The organism is Bacillus badius NBRC 15713 (genome assembly GCF_001591605.1).
GTDB classification, from domain to species: Bacteria; Bacillota; Bacilli; order Bacillales; family Domibacillaceae; genus Pseudobacillus; species Pseudobacillus badius.
Genome location: NZ_BCVF01000035.1, coordinates 31,102 through 46,016, shown reverse-complemented (window position 1 = coordinate 46,016; position 14,915 = coordinate 31,102). Strand labels below are relative to the sequence as shown.

At 45.9% G+C, this 14,915-nt stretch carries 15 protein-coding genes; 5 read left to right on the top strand and 10 right to left on the bottom strand.

Annotated elements, in window-relative coordinates; all coding sequences use genetic code 11:
* The coding region (locus BBA02S_RS21055; RefSeq protein ID WP_169799373.1) for a hypothetical protein at positions 1-181 on the top strand (181 nt) is incomplete at its 5' end.
* A gap of 73 nt (positions 182-254) precedes the next feature.
* Here the strand turns inward: BBA02S_RS21055 and BBA02S_RS15630 are convergent.
* From BBA02S_RS15630 to BBA02S_RS15615, 3 genes are all read right to left on the bottom strand, one after another.
* Positions 255-1,169 carry a diacylglycerol kinase gene (locus BBA02S_RS15630; RefSeq protein ID WP_041101164.1) on the bottom strand — a complete coding sequence of 305 codons (915 nt, stop codon included), beginning with the start codon at positions 1,167-1,169 and terminating at the stop codon, positions 255-257.
* A 106-nt stretch (positions 1,170-1,275) separates the two neighbouring features.
* Positions 1,276-2,076 (bottom strand): arylamine N-acetyltransferase, encoded by an 801-nt coding sequence (locus BBA02S_RS15625; protein ID WP_041101162.1) that lies wholly within the window; start codon positions 2,074-2,076, stop codon positions 1,276-1,278.
* A 201-nt stretch (positions 2,077-2,277) separates the two neighbouring features.
* Positions 2,278-2,841, bottom strand: a complete 564-nt coding sequence (locus tag BBA02S_RS15615) for a thioredoxin family protein (protein ID WP_041101158.1) — start codon at positions 2,839-2,841, stop codon at positions 2,278-2,280.
* Positions 2,842-3,232: 391 nt separating this feature from the next.
* Here BBA02S_RS15615 and argC point away from each other — a divergent pair, with 391 nt between their 5' ends.
* From argC to BBA02S_RS15595, 4 genes are all read left to right on the top strand, one after another.
* Positions 3,233-4,270: an N-acetyl-gamma-glutamyl-phosphate reductase gene (gene argC, locus BBA02S_RS15610; protein ID WP_041101156.1), complete on the top strand. Its 1,038-nt coding sequence runs from the start codon at positions 3,233-3,235 to the stop codon at positions 4,268-4,270.
* Positions 4,271-4,293: 23 nt separating this feature from the next.
* The gene (gene argJ, locus BBA02S_RS15605; RefSeq protein WP_041114196.1) at positions 4,294-5,526 is read left to right on the top strand and encodes a bifunctional ornithine acetyltransferase/N-acetylglutamate synthase; all 1,233 of its coding nucleotides are present in this window, start codon (positions 4,294-4,296) and stop codon (positions 5,524-5,526) included.
* A gap of 62 nt (positions 5,527-5,588) precedes the next feature.
* On the top strand, positions 5,589-6,359 hold the full coding sequence (gene argB, locus BBA02S_RS15600) for an acetylglutamate kinase (RefSeq protein ID WP_041114195.1): 771 nt from the start codon (positions 5,589-5,591) through the stop codon (positions 6,357-6,359).
* Complete coding sequence (locus tag BBA02S_RS15595; RefSeq protein WP_041101150.1) at positions 6,356-7,525, top strand: acetylornithine transaminase; 1,170 nt, start codon at positions 6,356-6,358, stop codon at positions 7,523-7,525. Before argB ends, BBA02S_RS15595 begins: the two co-directional genes overlap by 4 nt.
* Positions 7,526-7,564: 39 nt before the next feature.
* On the opposite strand, the gene BBA02S_RS15590 is transcribed toward BBA02S_RS15595, so the two are convergent.
* From BBA02S_RS15590 to aceA, 7 genes are all read right to left on the bottom strand, one after another.
* On the bottom strand, positions 7,565-8,302 hold the full coding sequence (locus tag BBA02S_RS15590; RefSeq protein ID WP_041101282.1) for a TPM domain-containing protein: 738 nt from the start codon (positions 8,300-8,302) through the stop codon (positions 7,565-7,567).
* Positions 8,302-8,880: a LemA family protein gene (locus tag BBA02S_RS15585; protein WP_041114194.1), complete on the bottom strand. Its 579-nt coding sequence runs from the start codon at positions 8,878-8,880 to the stop codon at positions 8,302-8,304. Before BBA02S_RS15585 ends, BBA02S_RS15590 begins: the two co-directional genes overlap by 1 nt.
* A 91-nt stretch (positions 8,881-8,971) precedes the next feature.
* Positions 8,972-9,742, bottom strand: a complete 771-nt coding sequence (locus tag BBA02S_RS15580; RefSeq protein ID WP_041114193.1) for an alpha/beta hydrolase — start codon at positions 9,740-9,742, stop codon at positions 8,972-8,974.
* Positions 9,743-10,100: 358 nt separating this feature from the next.
* A complete protein-coding gene (gene gatB, locus BBA02S_RS15575; RefSeq protein WP_041101144.1) occupies positions 10,101-11,531 on the bottom strand; it encodes an Asp-tRNA(Asn)/Glu-tRNA(Gln) amidotransferase subunit GatB in 1,431 nt (476 codons plus the stop codon).
* Between the two features lie 12 nt (positions 11,532-11,543).
* Positions 11,544-13,001, bottom strand: a complete 1,458-nt coding sequence (gene gatA / locus BBA02S_RS15570) for an Asp-tRNA(Asn)/Glu-tRNA(Gln) amidotransferase subunit GatA (RefSeq protein ID WP_041101142.1) — start codon at positions 12,999-13,001, stop codon at positions 11,544-11,546.
* 12 nt (positions 13,002-13,013) lie between these two features.
* A complete protein-coding gene (gene gatC / locus BBA02S_RS15565; protein ID WP_041101140.1) occupies positions 13,014-13,304 on the bottom strand; it encodes an Asp-tRNA(Asn)/Glu-tRNA(Gln) amidotransferase subunit GatC in 291 nt (96 codons plus the stop codon).
* Positions 13,305-13,522: 218 nt separating this feature from the next.
* Entirely contained in the window at positions 13,523-14,806 is a 1,284-nt protein-coding gene (aceA, locus tag BBA02S_RS15560) for an isocitrate lyase (protein WP_041101139.1), read from the bottom strand.
* Positions 14,807-14,915 lie beyond the last annotated feature (109 nt).

The following is a 14,915-nucleotide window of genomic DNA, read 5'->3' as shown; positions in this document are numbered from 1 at the left end:
ACGGGGCGGCGGTGATGAAGATGCTTTCGAAGCACACTCCCATTCAACGGAATCCAATGGAAACAATTGTCTGGTTCGCAAAGCAGAGGCAGCGGTTGATTTTTCTTTTATTGATGACTTGGCGGGGTCCGAAAATGGTCTGAATCAGCAATTCGGAGAGGTCTATCTTTCTATCGAATAGCTTGAAAAGGGTCTTTAAAAAATAGAAAGAGGTTCGGCATGATTTGATTCCGAACCTCTTTTGTTCATTCTTTTTAATAAATTCGGTCTTGCGGACGCAGCTGGTCAACCGGAACAAACACTTCCAGGTGGCGATATAAATTTTCAAAATCTGCCGGCAGTGTGCCGCCCGGTTCGCCGTCAAGATTCAGCAGCACCTTTTCTGGCGCGTGCACTTTAATGCGGTTCGCCTTTGTGTAAATCACATGCGGGTCATTTAAATGCTCTCCACGCAGGGCAAGCGTAGCAATCCGAATAAACTCCGCCAAATTCGTTTTCTTTAAAATCAATAAGGAAAACAAGCCATCGTTGACAGAAGAATCAGGCGCCAGCTTCTCAAAGCCGCCGACAGAATTGGTCAGCCCGATTAAAAACAGCATAACCTCTCCCTCGAATAACTTGCCATCATATTCAATCGTCACTTCAGAGGCTTTAATGGAAGGAAGCATTTCAATGCCTTTTAAATAGTAAGCCAGCTGGCCGATCATCGTTTTCAGCTTGCTCGGCACTTCATATGTCAGCTCAGTCAAACGGCCTCCGCCGGCGATATTAATAAAGTATTTATCATTCATTCGTCCGATATCGACCGGGATGGTTTTCCCGGCTGTAATCACATCTACAGCTCCATCAATGTCGCGGGGGATCTGCAGGGCCCGGGCAAAATCATTGGTTGTCCCCATCGGAATCACGCCGAATTTCGGGCGATAATCCTTTCCCGCTAAACCGTTGATGACTTCATTCAACGTTCCGTCACCGCCAGCTGCAATCACTACATCAAACCGGCGCTCTACAGCTATTTCAGCCGCTCTTGTTGCATCACCTGAACTAGTAGTCGCATGGGCAGACGTTTCATAGCCGGCTTCCTCAAGCTTTTGCAGCACCTCCGGCAAATGCTTCTTAAACAGTTCGCGCCCTGAAGTAGGATTATAAATAATTCGTGCTCTTTTCATCTCTATCCATCCCAGTCTCATTTATGATCATGTTTAATTTTACCACTTACATTCCGCCTTATATCTTACTACTTTTTTCGTAAAAAAGCTATTTCTCAATTTTTGGCTATTTTGTAAACAAATGAACACCTCGCTCATTCAAAAACGCCAGCGACTCCTCTATTCCCTTTTCATCAATCTGGAAAGCCTCCGCCACAGTGCGAAGCCAGGGAGTCTGTTCACGAAAATGATACTCCCGAATATCCCGGTAATTGATTACTTTCAGGGTTTGATTTCGCAAAAAATAACAATTGTTTCCTTGAAAACGGACGGCCGAGATTCTTCGCATCGTAATATTACTGCTGCAGTCCTTATAAGAGGCCGCAATATCCTGCTGTAAATCTTCTTCTGTCAACGGCTCCCAAACGATCTGCTTCGTTACAAATGTTTTTCCATGCGATCGCCGTTCAAGCTGGAATATCTGCTCATTGCGGCTTGTGAAAATAATTTCTTCTCCAAACCCGTGAAGCACATGCCTCGGGCGGCTGTTTAACTCAATCGGGCGGGTAATGGGAGAACCGTAGCCAACATCCACATAAAAATGACGGTCGCCCATATGAACCATAATGGCTGCATGCCCAGGAAGCACACGGACAAATGAACAGGAAAAGCCCAATTCCTTAAGCAGGCGGGCAAAGTTCATATTCAATGAATAACAGGTGCCGCCCCATCCTCTGTTCGTAAGATTAACGGCAAATTGCGCAAACCCCGGCACGCGGCAGCCATGTTTCGTAAAGTAATGAAATTTGCTGAATGTTTCATAGGGAATCAGCGACAAATGATGCTGGATAAGCCGCTGCAAATAATTTAAGCTTGGTTGTTCTTTGTTCATTTTCAGCTGTTCCAAATATGCTGATACAGCATCCATATGTCCACCTTCTTCTTTCTTTTGTTTATCGTAACATGGAAACCGGATTGTTTCCCGCAGGAAGTTTGGCAAAAAGAAAGGTTGGGCCATATTGCACGAGCGGCCGGCAGCAAAGAGCCGAACAAAGCGGACTTAGTAGTAAAATCGGACACAGCAAAAAGGCCTCCGGAAAAACTTCCGAAAGCCTTTTGAAAGAGGCTGTTAAAACAGCCGCTCAGCTAAGGCTGTTTTAATGCTCCGGTATACTTCCTGCCACAGTTCCCTTTTAGTAAGAAACGCATCCTGCAATTCCTTATACATTTCCTTTTGCTTTTCCGCAAACTCTTCATGATCAAGCGGCGGAAGACTGGAGCGCTTGCTGTTTACCAGTTCCTGCAGCGCTTGGGCACGCGGTCCCCAAACAGCCTTTTCTTCTCCCTGCTCGTTTATAAAGATGAAAATCGGTATTGCCCGGGACGTTCCATTTGTCAAATATTGATCCATCAGCTCTAAGTTTTCGTCTCTATATAAAAAGCGAACTTCCATGCCGGCATGACGGGCAATTTCAAGCAGAATCGGTACATTCAGCATAGCATCGCCGCACCAATCCTCTGTAAGCACAATCACTTTCAACGGCTCTGCCTGCAAACCTGTTAAAAAAGAAGCTTCATCTTTTTGAATATGAAAAGAGGATTGAATTTGCTGAACTCTTTCCTTATTTTCTTTCATCTTATTAATGTATTCATCTGCCGGGATACCCTTTTGAAACCAATCCATCAAATCCATGGTCTTTTCCTCCATTTATTGATTAAGAAGCCTCGTTACTTCTTCTTTGTTATTCGCTATTCTTTCCAGAAATCCTTTATTCTCTCCTGATTTGTCAAGCTCTATGAAGATTTTCAGCCGGATAGACAGTCACTCTTGTTTATCTAAAGCAATTTGTCAGAGTCTTCTTGACCGCTCCGCCTAAGCATCCAGCCTGACAGGAACAGGGCCACAGTTATGAACAGCGCAAAAAGCAGGCAATGATCCATGAACTGAATGGCTCTCCTTATTATCTCATAAAGTGCGGCTTTTTTCTAAAAGTGGTTGATTTAATTCAGCAACCACTTTATAATTATAAAAAATTATTAATATTTATAAGTTTTTATAAATAAAAATACAACAGGAGGCTACAATGAAAGCTGCAGTTATTGGGGCTACTGGATATGGAGGAATTGAGCTTATACGCCTTTTATCCAATCATCCAGACTTTTCCCTTCATTCTGTCTATTCATCAAGCAAAGACCAGGTGCCAGCAACAGAAGATTATCCCCATTTGAAAGATATTTGTCCTTTGCCTTTAATGAAAATTGATCCTGAAGAAATCACAAGCGAATGCGATGCCGTTTTTCTGGCAGTTCCTTCTGGAGCTTCTTCCGCTCTATCGCCTAAGCTTTTGAAAAATAACACGAAAGTGATTGATTTATCTGGCGACTTGCGCCTGAAAAATCCAGAACATTACGAAAAGTGGTACAAAAAAACTCCGGCTGATCTTCACACGTTAAATCAAGCGGTATATGGCTTAACAGAATGGAACAGGGAAGCTGTCAAAAGCGCAAATCTCTTGTCCAATCCAGGCTGTTATCCGACAGCTGCCTTGCTCGGTCTGGCTCCGGCGATTCAGGGAGAAGTCATTGACGAATCAGGCATTATCATTGACGCTAAATCAGGTGTATCCGGTGCTGGCCGCGGCCTTTCCCTTGCTGTTCACTTTGCGGAAATGAACGATAACTTTAAAATCTACAAGGTAAATCAGCACCAGCACATTCCTGAGATTGAACAGCAGCTGCTTCTTTGGGATCACAAGGTCAGCCCTGTTACTTTCTCTACTCACCTTTTGCCTATCACCCGAGGAATTATGACAACAATGTATGCTCAGCTGAAAAAAACAATGACAGCGACTGAACTGCACCAGTTATACGAAGAAGCCTATGCAGATGACTTTTTCGTCAGAGTCCGGCCACTCGGCGAGTTTCCGGGAGTCAAAGAAGTCGCGGGCTCGAACTTCTGCGATATTGGAATAACTGTTGATGAACGCACGAATCGAGTCACTATTGTGTCAGTTATAGATAATTTAATGAAGGGAGCAGCAGGCCAGGCCATTCAGAATGCCAATTTGATGTTTGGTTTTGAGGAGACTGCCGGCTTGAAAGGATTCCCGATCTATCCATAATCCACTTTTAGGAGGTTCCTATTATGAATGCCATTAAAGAAACGGTCCATATTCAAACATTGACGCAAGGCTCCATTATCTCGCCAAAAGGGTTTTCCGCTGCCGGCGTACATGCGGGCTTGCGCCATTCTAAAAATGACTTAGGGGTTATTTTCAGTGAAGTTCCTGCCGAAAGTGCCGCTGTCTATACGACAAGCCACTTTCAAGCTGCCCCGATCAAAGTAACACAAGACAGCCTGTCAGTGGAAAATAAGCTGCAGGCCATCTTGGTCAATAGCGCCTGTGCCAATGCCTGCACCGGCAAGCAAGGACTAGCTGATGCTTATCAAACACGTGCATGGCTGGCAGAGCATTTAAATATTCCTGAACACTTGATCGCTGTTTCCTCAACCGGGGTCATTGGTGAATATTTAAAAATGGATAAAATAAAAGCCGGAATTTCCAATTTGCATCCGGTGCCTGAGGCAGCCGCGGCCGAACAATTCGAATCCGCTATTTTAACAACGGACCTGGCTACAAAAAAGTGGGCTGTACAGGCGACCATTGACGGCAAAACTGTCACAATGGGCGGAGCTGCCAAAGGTTCCGGGATGATCAATCCAAACATGGCGACCATGCTTGCGTATGTGACAACAGATGCAGCTATTTCTTCTGTCCATTTGCAAACGGCATTAAGCGCAATTACAGACCAAACGTTCAACCAAATTACCGTTGACGGCGACACTTCAACTAATGACACAGTCGTGGTGATGGCCAACGGGCTGGCTGGCAATGCGCCGCTCTCCCCTGATCATCCGGAGTGGACGGTCTTCCTTTCAATGTTGCATCAAGTCAGTGAACAGCTTGCCAAAAAAATTGCCCGTGACGGCGAAGGGGCTACAAAGCTTGTTGAAGTGGAAGTTCTAGGTGCCGCATCGGATGAAGAAGCCAAGAAGGCCGCCAAGGAAGTCGTCGGTTCCAACTTGGTCAAAACAGCGGTCTATGGGGCGGATGCAAACTGGGGAAGAATTATTAGCGCTGTCGGCTACAGCGATATTGAAGTCAATCCTGACACCATCGATATCTCTATCGGCGATCATCTTATCCTCTCTCAAAGTGAAGTAGCCGACTATTCAGAAGAAGAAGTCATTGCTTACTTAAAAGGAGAAGAAATTAAAATTACCGTCAACCTGCATTTAGGTGCAGGCCATGGCTTCGCTTGGGGATGCGACCTTTCTTACGACTATATCAAGATTAACGCCAGCTACAGAACATAATTTGTCTTATACAGGAGCCTGCAGACGTTGGCTCCTTGCTGGCTTTTTACAAGGAGGAGCTTATGAAAACGATCGTGGTAAAATGCGGCGGCAGTGTATTGGGAGAATTATCGGAAGCCTTTTTTGATAGCATGAAGGAACTAAAGGAGCAAGGCTATGCGATCGTATTTGTACATGGCGGCGGTCCTGAGATCAACTCTATGCTTGAAGCACTGCAAGTGAAAACAGAATTTAAAAACGGTCTGCGTGTGACATCCGAACAAGTACTTCAAACAGCCGAACTGGCTCTTGCCGGCAGCTTAAACCGCCAGCTTGTCAGACTGCTTGAAAAACACGGAATCCCGGCAATCGGCTTAAATTCCAGTGACAACCGGCTGCTTGAGGCCGACTTTATTGATCAAGAGCAGCTCGGTTACGTTGGAGATGTAACAGCCGTGAATAGCCGGTTGATTCAGCTATTATGCGGGGAGCAGCTGCTTCCTGTGATGACTCCGCTCGCGGCAGGTCCGGACGGCACAGTATTGAATATTAATGCAGACCACGCGGCCTGTGCGGTAGCCAATGCCCTGCAGGCGGATCACTTTCTTATGGTGACCGATGTGGACGGCGTCTTAAAAGACGGAAAGCTTGTGCCGACGCTTACTGAAACAGAAACGAAAGTACTTATTGATGATGGAGTCATTAGCGGCGGAATGATTCCGAAAGTCCATTCTGCCTTAAAGGCTTTTTCCGATCATGTGCAAAGCGTGCATATCGTTTCAGGAAAAAAAGCCTTTTATGAACAAGGTCAATGGCTTGGAACAAAATTTGTGAAGGAGAAGATAACAGTATGAGCAATTTGTTTCCGACTTATGCCCGCTGGGATGTAACCCCTGTGTCGGCCAAAGGAGCATGGCTGACAGACAAAAATGGAAAAACATATTTAGACTTTACAACCGGGATCAGCGTATGCAATCTCGGGCATGTGCCTGATCACGTAAAACAGGCGGTGAATGACCAGCTTGAAAAGTTTTGGCATACATCCAACCTCTTTCAAATTGAACTGCAGGAGGAAGTAGCTAAACAATTAACAGCTGCCTCAGGGCTTGATTTAGTCTTTTTTGCAAATAGCGGCGCAGAGGCGAATGAAGCAGCCATCAAACTGGCACGCAAAGCAACCGGACGATCTAAAATCATCACATTTGTTGATTCCTTCCATGGACGCACATTCGGTACGATGGCAGCAACAGGCCAGGAAAAGATCAAAACCGGATTCGGCCCCATGCTCGAAAAGTTCGAATATGTGCCTTTCAATGATCTAGAAGCATTGAAAGAGGCATTGGATACAGAAACGGCGGCTGTTATGTTTGAGGTCATTCAAGGAGAAGGCGGACTCAACGCCGGCAACCCGGAGTTTTTGCGTCAGACAGAAGAATGGGCTCATAAAAACGGCTCTCTTATTATTGTGGATGAGGTCCAAACGGGTATCGGACGCACAGGCAAACCGTTTGCCTTCCAGCATATCGGCCTTGATCCCGATATTGTTTCCAGCGCGAAAGGCATTGCCAGCGGCCTGCCCCTCGGCGCCATCATCGGCAAAAAAGAATTAGCTGAAGCCTTTTCGCCAGGATCGCACGGTTCCACATTCGGCGGCAATCCTATCTCTCTTGCCGCAGCGAAAGCAACGCTTGAAACCATCTTTGATGAAAGCTTTTTGACACAGGTAGAACAAAAAGGAGATAAGCTTTCTTCCTTGCTCGCAGAAGCCCTTTCTTCTGTTCCGCAAGTGAAAAGGCTAAAAGGCAAAGGCTTAATGATTGGCATAGAGCTAACTGAAGAAGCTGCGCCGCTCCTCTCGGCAGCGCGCCAAAAAGGACTGCTCATTCTAACAGCCGGCACGAATACGATCCGTCTTCTTCCGCCGCTGAATGTGACAGAAAAAGAAATTGAGCAGGCAGCAGCTCTGTTGATTGAAACAATTAAAGAGCATGCCTGCGAAAGCACAACAAAAAACGGGTGACTCTTTTGCAGAGTCACCCCTTCTCCCTGAGATTTCACCTCACCAATTCCGGCCGGCTCCACCGCCTCCGGATGAGCCGCCTCCCCCGCCGCGGCTTCCACCTCCGCCGCCTCCGCGGGACAAAAAGACAAGGAAAATTTGAGTTAAAAAGCCGCCAAAAAATTTCATATCCAAAAAAATCACGATGGCAGCAATAACAATAAGCAAAAGCGGAGAAATCCCTATGCCTTCATCTGCAGCATAAGGCATTGCCTCTGCTGCATGGCCATCCCAGCCATATTCAGCAGCTGTTTCGTTGTACAGGGCTTTATAAGTATTCATCACCGCCTTAGCCGGCTCTTCATTTTTCAGATAAGGCGTCGCGTATTCATCTAAAATCCGGCCAACCTTGCCATCCGGCAGCGCTCCTTCCAGTCCATAGCCAACCTCCACCTGAATGTGCCGCTTCCCTTCTTCCTTTTCTGTTGTCAAAACGAGCAGCACTCCGTTATTGTCCGTTTCTCTTCCCAGGCCATATTGCCGAAAGGCTTCATTGGCATATTGAGTGATTGGCTTTCCTTCCGTCGTGGGCACAATCAGAACAGCCACTTGAGCAGTGGTAGCATCTTCAAGCTGCCGGCCCAGCTGGATCAGTTCAGCTTTTTGTTCAGCGGACAATACACTGGAAAAATCTTGAACATAAATATCTCCCCGCGGAGCAGGAGCGGCTAAAACCGGCAAAGTAAGCAATTGAATGAAAAGAATCGCTGCTGCCAAAAAGAAAGCAGCTTTTCTCATCATTCCTGTACACCCTCAAAATCTACTTTCGGCGCTTCCTTTGCTCCTGCCTCGGCCTTAAAGTACTCTTTTTCATCAAAGCCAAATATTCCTGCCATCAAAGAACCTGGGAATCTTTTTACTTTTTTATTGTATGCTGCCACTTGGGCATTGTAATCTTGACGGGCAACAACTAACCGGTTTTCCGTTCCAGCCAATTCATCCATCAATTGCCTGAAGTTAGCGTCCGCTTTTAGCTGCGGGTAATTTTCAACAACGACCAGCAATCGGCTCAACGCCCCGGACAGCTCATCATTCGCCTCAGCTTGTTCTTGCGGCGATCCGGCTCCGGCTAATTTTGCCCGGGCATCCGAAACATTTTTTAACACTTCTTTTTCATGACTAGCAAAGCCTTTCACCGTATTCACTAGATTAGGAATCAAATCCATTCGCCGCTGCAGCTGATTTTCCACTTGGGCATAAGCTTGGTCAACATCCTCCTCTTTTGCAACCATGCTGTTATAGCTTGTTATGAGCATAGCCGCCAATACAATAACGATAATGGCAATAATAGCGAGTGGGCCCAAACTTCTTCTCATCATCTTCACCTCTTTGTTTTATCTTTTTATATTTACCTCTTTTTATGCAGATGGAAACCAAAATAACCTTCCGTTCTGCAAGAGCGGAAGGTTATTTCACTGCAACATAGGAAGAAGTGGCAGAAACAGCGTGAATAAAGCGGGCCGCCTGCTCCGCAATGAGCTCCTTATCGTAATCCATAGAAGCGACATGATAGGAGTTAGGCAGCGTAACAAGCTGTTTGTTTTCGGAGGCGAGTGCCCGATAAATGAAAACCGTGTTTTCAGGAGGAACGACATGATCTGTCATTGATTTTATGCATAAAGCTGGAATGGAAACTCTTCCGATAATCGGAGGAAGTTCAGCCATTAATTTCTGCAATTCGCGAATGGCCCGGACAGACGCTTGTTCATACGTAATTTCCTGAACGCCTTCTTTTTTTATGTCAGGGGCTCCTTCTTTTATAAAACGGGGAGCTGGTGATGCCTTCAAATATTCAAAGGCAGGCAACGTCAAAGCTGCATTAATGGTAACTATGCCTTCAATGTCCTTGTGCTCAGCAGCCAGCTTAAGAGCTAACGTCCCACCCATTGACTGTCCCATCACAAACACTCTTTTTCCGCGCTTTTTCAACTGTAAATATCCTTGCTTCAGGCTCTTATACCAATCCTCATGCGTGCACGGCTCCATATCAAGGTAATGGGTGCCATGCCCTTTTAAACGAGGAGCCAATACGGTAAAGCCCTGCTTTGCAAGCTCTTCCCCCAAAAACCGCACACTTTGCGGCGTACCAATAAACCCATGGGACAGCAAGATACCAATTTCGCTCCCTTCAAAGTAAAACGATTCTGCTCCTGGAATAACTGTAAACTGCTCTTTCATTATTGGCTCCCCTTTCAATTCCGATTATTTTTATAGGTTATGTATATATTAGCGTTTAATTCCCTACAAGTCAACTTGGAATTAAAACTTTCTCTTTCCTATTTAGACCAGAAAATCATTTACTTTTCCCTGCTGCACAAAGATCCTCTCGCCTTAGCTTTAGAAAGAGATTCAAATGAAGGGGATTCTTTTTTGATGAGAGATTTCAAAATAATAAAAGCCGGGTCATCGTATGGAAAATAAGATGACCTTTCATGCAGAACCTCTTTACAAACGATGCTCATCTACTTCTACATTGCACCAGCTCTTCGCTCATAAGAAAAAGCCTCTCAAGCAGACAGCTTGAGAGGCTTTGGGTTTACCGTTTTTTAATTTCTTCAAGTAATAATTTATTCAATACAGACGGATTGGCTTGTCCTTTAGATGCTTTCATGATTTGGCCGACAAGGAAGCCGACTGCTTTGCTTTTGCCATTTTTAAAGTCTTCGATAGATTGAGGGTTTGCATCTAGTGCTTCTGTAATAAATTGCATCAAAGCCCCTTCATCCGAAATCTGCACAAGTCCTTTTTCCTTGACGATTGTTTCCGGATCACCGCCGTTTTCAACAAGCTCTTTAAAGACTTTCTTCGCAATTTTAGAAGAAATCGTGCCTTTCTCGATTAAAGCAATCATGGCCGCCAGGTTCTGCGGTGTCAGGGCAACCTCTCCTAACTCTTTTCCTTCGGCGTTCAAGTAAGCTGACACTTCACTCATGAGCCAGTTAGAAGCCAGTTTAGGATCGGCTCCTTCTTGAACAGTCGCTTCGAAAAAGTCGGACATTTCCTTTGTGATCGTCAGCACTTTGGCATCATGCGCCGGCAGGCCCAGTTCGTTCATATAACGTTCTTTCCGCTGATCCGGCAATTCCGGAATAGAAGCGCGGACACGCTCTTTCCATTCATCGTCAATATACAATTCGACTAGATCCGGCTCAGGGAAGTAGCGGTAGTCATCAGACCCTTCTTTCACGCGCATAAGCAGGGTTTTGCCTGTCGCTTCATCAAAGCGGCGTGTTTCCTGTTCGATGACACCGCCGGAAGACAATACATCTGCCTGGCGCTTTTCTTCATACTCCAGCCCTTTTCTAACAAAGTTGAAAGAGTTTAAGTTTTTCAACTCTGTTTTCGTACCGAACTCTTCCTGACCGTATGGACGAAGGGAAATGTTGGCATCACAGCGAAGAGACCCTTCTTCCATCTTACAGTCGGACACTTCAGTATATTGAACGATGGATTTCAGCTTTTCAAGATAGGCATAGGCTTCTTCCGGCGTGCGAATATCCGGCTCAGAAACGATTTCAACAAGCGGCGTGCCTTGACGGTTGTAGTCGACAAGCGAATAACCGTTCCGGGAATGCGTTAATTTTCCGGCATCCTCCTCCAGATGAAGACGGGTAATGCCAATCTTCTTTTTCTCGCCGTTGACTTCAATCTCAATCCAGCCATTTTCGCCAATCGGCTTATCAAATTGGGAAATTTGGTAAGCTTTTGGATTGTCAGGATAAAAATAATTTTTACGGTCAAATTTCGTTTCTGTGTTAATTTCACAGTTTAATGCCATAGCCGCTTTCATCGCAAACTCTACTGCCTGCTTATTTAAAACAGGGAGCACACCTGGATAGGCAAGATCGATAACTGTTGTATTTGTGTTCGGCTCTGCTCCAAAATGAGCGGGAGCAGAAGAAAAGATTTTTGATTCTGTTTTCAATTCTACGTGGACTTCAAGCCCAATAACCGTTTCAAAGTTCATGTGTGTCACCCCTTACAGCGATGGTTTCTGTTGATGAAAATTTGTTGCCTGCTCATATGCATAAGCTGTGCGGTAAACTGTTTTTTCATCAAAGTGCTTGCCGATAATTTGCAGACCCAGCGGCATGCCGCCTGAGAATCCGCATGGCACGGAAATGCCCGGAACCCCTGCAAGGTTCACTGGAATCGTTAAGATATCGTTTGCATACATTGTCAGCGGGTCAGCAATATTTTCACCAATTTTAAAAGCAGGTGTCGGTGTTGTTGGCCCAATGATGACATCGTACTTTTCAAATACGTCTTCAAAATCTTTCTTGATCAGCGTGCGGACTTGCTGCGCTTTTTTGTAATAGGCATCGTAGTAGCCGGAGCTTAAAGCAAATGTACCGAGCATGATGCGGCGCTTCACTTCATCGCCAAAGCCTTCTGCACGCGTGTTTTTGTAAAGGTCGATTAAGCTTTCCGCATTTTCTGTCCGATAGCCGTAACGGATGCCGTCAAAGCGGGCAAGGTTAGAAGATGCTTCTGAAGAAGAAAGTAAATAGTAAGTGGCTAAGCCGTATTGTGAGTGCGGAAGAGACACTTCTTCCCATGTAGCACCCAAGCCTTCCAATACCTTCAAAGCGTCCATGACAGACTGACGGACATCAGCTGCGACACCTTCACCTAAATACTCTTTCGGCACCGCAATTTTCAGGCCTTTAATGTCGCCTGTTAACGCGTCGGAGTAAGTGTCAACTGGCACGTTAGCGGATGTGGCATCCATTGGATCCACTCCTGAAATAGCCTCCAGCAAACGGGCGTTATCCTCTACGTTGCGTGTCAGCGGGCCGATTTGGTCTAAAGATGACGCAAAAGCAATCAAGCCGAAACGGGAAACACGGCCATATGTCGGTTTCAAGCCGACCACGCCGCAAAAAGCTGCCGGCTGGCGAATGGAGCCGCCTGTATCAGATCCGAGCGAGAACGGAACTTCCCCTGCCGCAACCGCTGCCGCTGAACCGCCCGATGATCCTCCCGGCACTCTGCTTAAGTCCCATGGATTTGCTGTCTTCTGGTAGCTGGAATTTTCAGTGGATGACCCCATGGCGAATTCATCCATGTTTAATTTTCCGATGGTGATAGCCTGCGCGTCCTGAAGCTTATTCATCACAGTCGCATCATAAATCGGATCAAAATTATTTAAAATCTGGCTGCCGCTCGTTGTGCGCAGTCCTTTTGTGACAATATTATCTTTAATTCCGATTGGCATTCCAAACAGCAGCCCTTTAGATTCATCTGTACCAACCTTCGCCTGCAAGGCCTCTGCTTGTTTGCGGGCATTTTCTTCATTCAATGTAATAAATGCTTTGACTTTCTCTTCTACTTCGCCAATTCTTTTATAAGATTCACCCACTAAATCAGGGATCGAAATTTCTTTCTTATGTAAAAGGTCATGAAGTTCAGTCAACGTATGATTAAATAATGACATTTCGTTCTCTCCTTACTCAATGATCGCCGGCACTCGGATTTGTCCATCTTCGTGATCTGGAGCATTTTTCAATACTTCTTCACGCGGCAACCCCGGCTTGGATTGATCTTCGCGCAGTACATTTTTCATGTCTAATACGTGCGACGTCGGTTTCACGCCTGTTGTATCAAGTTCATTTAACTGCTCAGCAAATTGAATAATACTGTCAAGCTGAGCGGTGAATTTTTCTACTTCTTCATCTGTTACCGCCAGACGCGCAAGATGAGCGACGTGTCTGACTTGCTCTTCGGAAATTCGTGACAATTCCCTTCACCTCCAAGAAAAATATAAAACGGTCACAATACTATTCATCTTATCAAATAATAAGGCGTACTAGCAATATGCCAACGGATTTCTCCAGCCTTTATTGTAGCACGCTTTTGTCCATTCAAATAGCTTGTATTCCGAAGAAAATCATTTCTGGTCTTTTCAAACAGAAACTCAAAAAAAGCTGCCTCCATTAATGGAGGCAGCTCGTTGAATCAGCCCTGTGTTTGAAATTGCTCTTCCTCGGTTGAACCTTTCAACGCAGTTGTGGAGGATTCGCCGCCGGATACGACCATTGACACTTGGTCGAAATAGCCCGTGCCCACTTCACGCTGGTGGCGGGTAGCTGTATAGCCGTCTTTTTCGGAGTCAAATTCCGCTTGCTGCAGCTCGGAGTAGGCACCCATTCCACGATCTTTGTAGCCAAGCGCGAGCTGGAACATGCTATGGTTCAAGGAGTGGAAACCAGCCAATGTAACAAACTGGAACTTATAGCCCATTTTGCTAAGCTCTACTTGGAAGGTTTCAATTGTTTCGTCATCAAGTTTCGCTTTCCAGTTGAAAGAAGGTGAGCAGTTATACGCAAGCATTTTTCCAGGGAACTTCTCGTGAATGGCTTCTGCAAAACGGCGGGCTTCTTCCAAGTTCGGCTCGGATGTTTCGCACCAGATCAGATCAGCATACGGAGCATAAGCCAATCCGCGGGCAATCGCTTGATCTATCCCTGCTTTTGTACGGTAGAAGCCGTCCGGTGTACGCTCGCCAGTGATGAATGGCGCATCGGCCGGATCAAAATCACTTGTAATCAAATCTGCGGCGTTGGCATCTGTACGGGCAACAAGAAGAGTCGGTGTTCCCATGACATCAGCTGCAAGGCGGGCAGCAATCAAATTTTTCACTGCTGTTTTCGTTGGAAGCAGCACTTTTCCTCCTAAATGGCCGCATTTCTTCTCTGAAGAAAGCTGGTCTTCAAAGTGAACGCCTGCTGCCCCTGCTTCAATCATGCCCTTCATTAATTCAAATACGTTCAGCTGGCCGCCAAAGCCTGCTTCCGCATCTGCTACGATCGGCGCAAAATAATCAATGGAGTCATCGCCTTCCATGTGGGCGATTTGGTCGGCGCGCTGCAACGCTTGATTGATGCGCTTGACTACGCTCGGCACACTGTTTGCCGGATACAAGCTTTGGTCCGGATACATATGACCAGAAAGGTTTGCATCCGCTGCCACTTGCCAGCCGCTCAAGTAAATGGCCTTCAGTCCGGCTTTTACTTGCTGGACAGCCTGGTTTCCAGTTAAAGCACCAAGCGCATTAATGAAATCTTCTGTATTTAAATAGTTCCATAGTTTTTCAGCTCCGCGGCGTGCCAGTGTATGTTCAATATCAATAGAGCCGCGCAGCTTAATCACTTCCTCCGCAGAATATGGACGAGTAACCCCTTGCCATCTTTTATCATTCTCCCATTGCTCTTGTAATTGCTGTACGCGTTCGTTTGTCATTTTGATTCCTCCCATACGTTTTTGTGAATGTGATGCAAGGGCTGTTTGAAAAAGTTATGTAACAGCACTGCCCTTGTTTTTTTCGGCATTCCCTCTTTGCATGCCCGCT

What these genes read in the sequence shown, in the direction of transcription:
- BBA02S_RS15630 (WP_041101164.1), bottom strand. Translation starts at nt 1,169, where the DNA reads ATGAAAAGAGCACGAATTATTTATAATCCTACTTCAGGGCGCGAACTG.
- BBA02S_RS15625 (WP_041101162.1), bottom strand. Translation starts at nt 2,076, where the DNA reads ATGGATGCTGTATCAGCATATTTGGAACAGCTGAAAATGAACAAAGAA.
- BBA02S_RS15615 (WP_041101158.1), bottom strand. Translation starts at nt 2,841, where the DNA reads ATGGATTTGATGGATTGGTTTCAAAAGGGTATCCCGGCAGATGAATAC.
- argC (WP_041101156.1), top strand. Translation starts at nt 3,233, where the DNA reads ATGAAAGCTGCAGTTATTGGGGCTACTGGATATGGAGGAATTGAGCTT.
- argJ (WP_041114196.1), top strand. Translation starts at nt 4,294, where the DNA reads ATGAATGCCATTAAAGAAACGGTCCATATTCAAACATTGACGCAAGGC.
- argB (WP_041114195.1), top strand. Translation starts at nt 5,589, where the DNA reads ATGAAAACGATCGTGGTAAAATGCGGCGGCAGTGTATTGGGAGAATTA.
- BBA02S_RS15595 (WP_041101150.1), top strand. Translation starts at nt 6,356, where the DNA reads ATGAGCAATTTGTTTCCGACTTATGCCCGCTGGGATGTAACCCCTGTG.
- BBA02S_RS15590 (WP_041101282.1), bottom strand. Translation starts at nt 8,302, where the DNA reads ATGAGAAAAGCTGCTTTCTTTTTGGCAGCAGCGATTCTTTTCATTCAA.
- BBA02S_RS15585 (WP_041114194.1), bottom strand. Translation starts at nt 8,880, where the DNA reads ATGAGAAGAAGTTTGGGCCCACTCGCTATTATTGCCATTATCGTTATT.
- BBA02S_RS15580 (WP_041114193.1), bottom strand. Translation starts at nt 9,742, where the DNA reads ATGAAAGAGCAGTTTACAGTTATTCCAGGAGCAGAATCGTTTTACTTT.
- gatB (WP_041101144.1), bottom strand. Translation starts at nt 11,531, where the DNA reads ATGAACTTTGAAACGGTTATTGGGCTTGAAGTCCACGTAGAATTGAAA.
- gatA (WP_041101142.1), bottom strand. Translation starts at nt 13,001, where the DNA reads ATGTCATTATTTAATCATACGTTGACTGAACTTCATGACCTTTTACAT.
- aceA (WP_041101139.1), bottom strand. Translation starts at nt 14,806, where the DNA reads ATGACAAACGAACGCGTACAGCAATTACAAGAGCAATGGGAGAATGAT.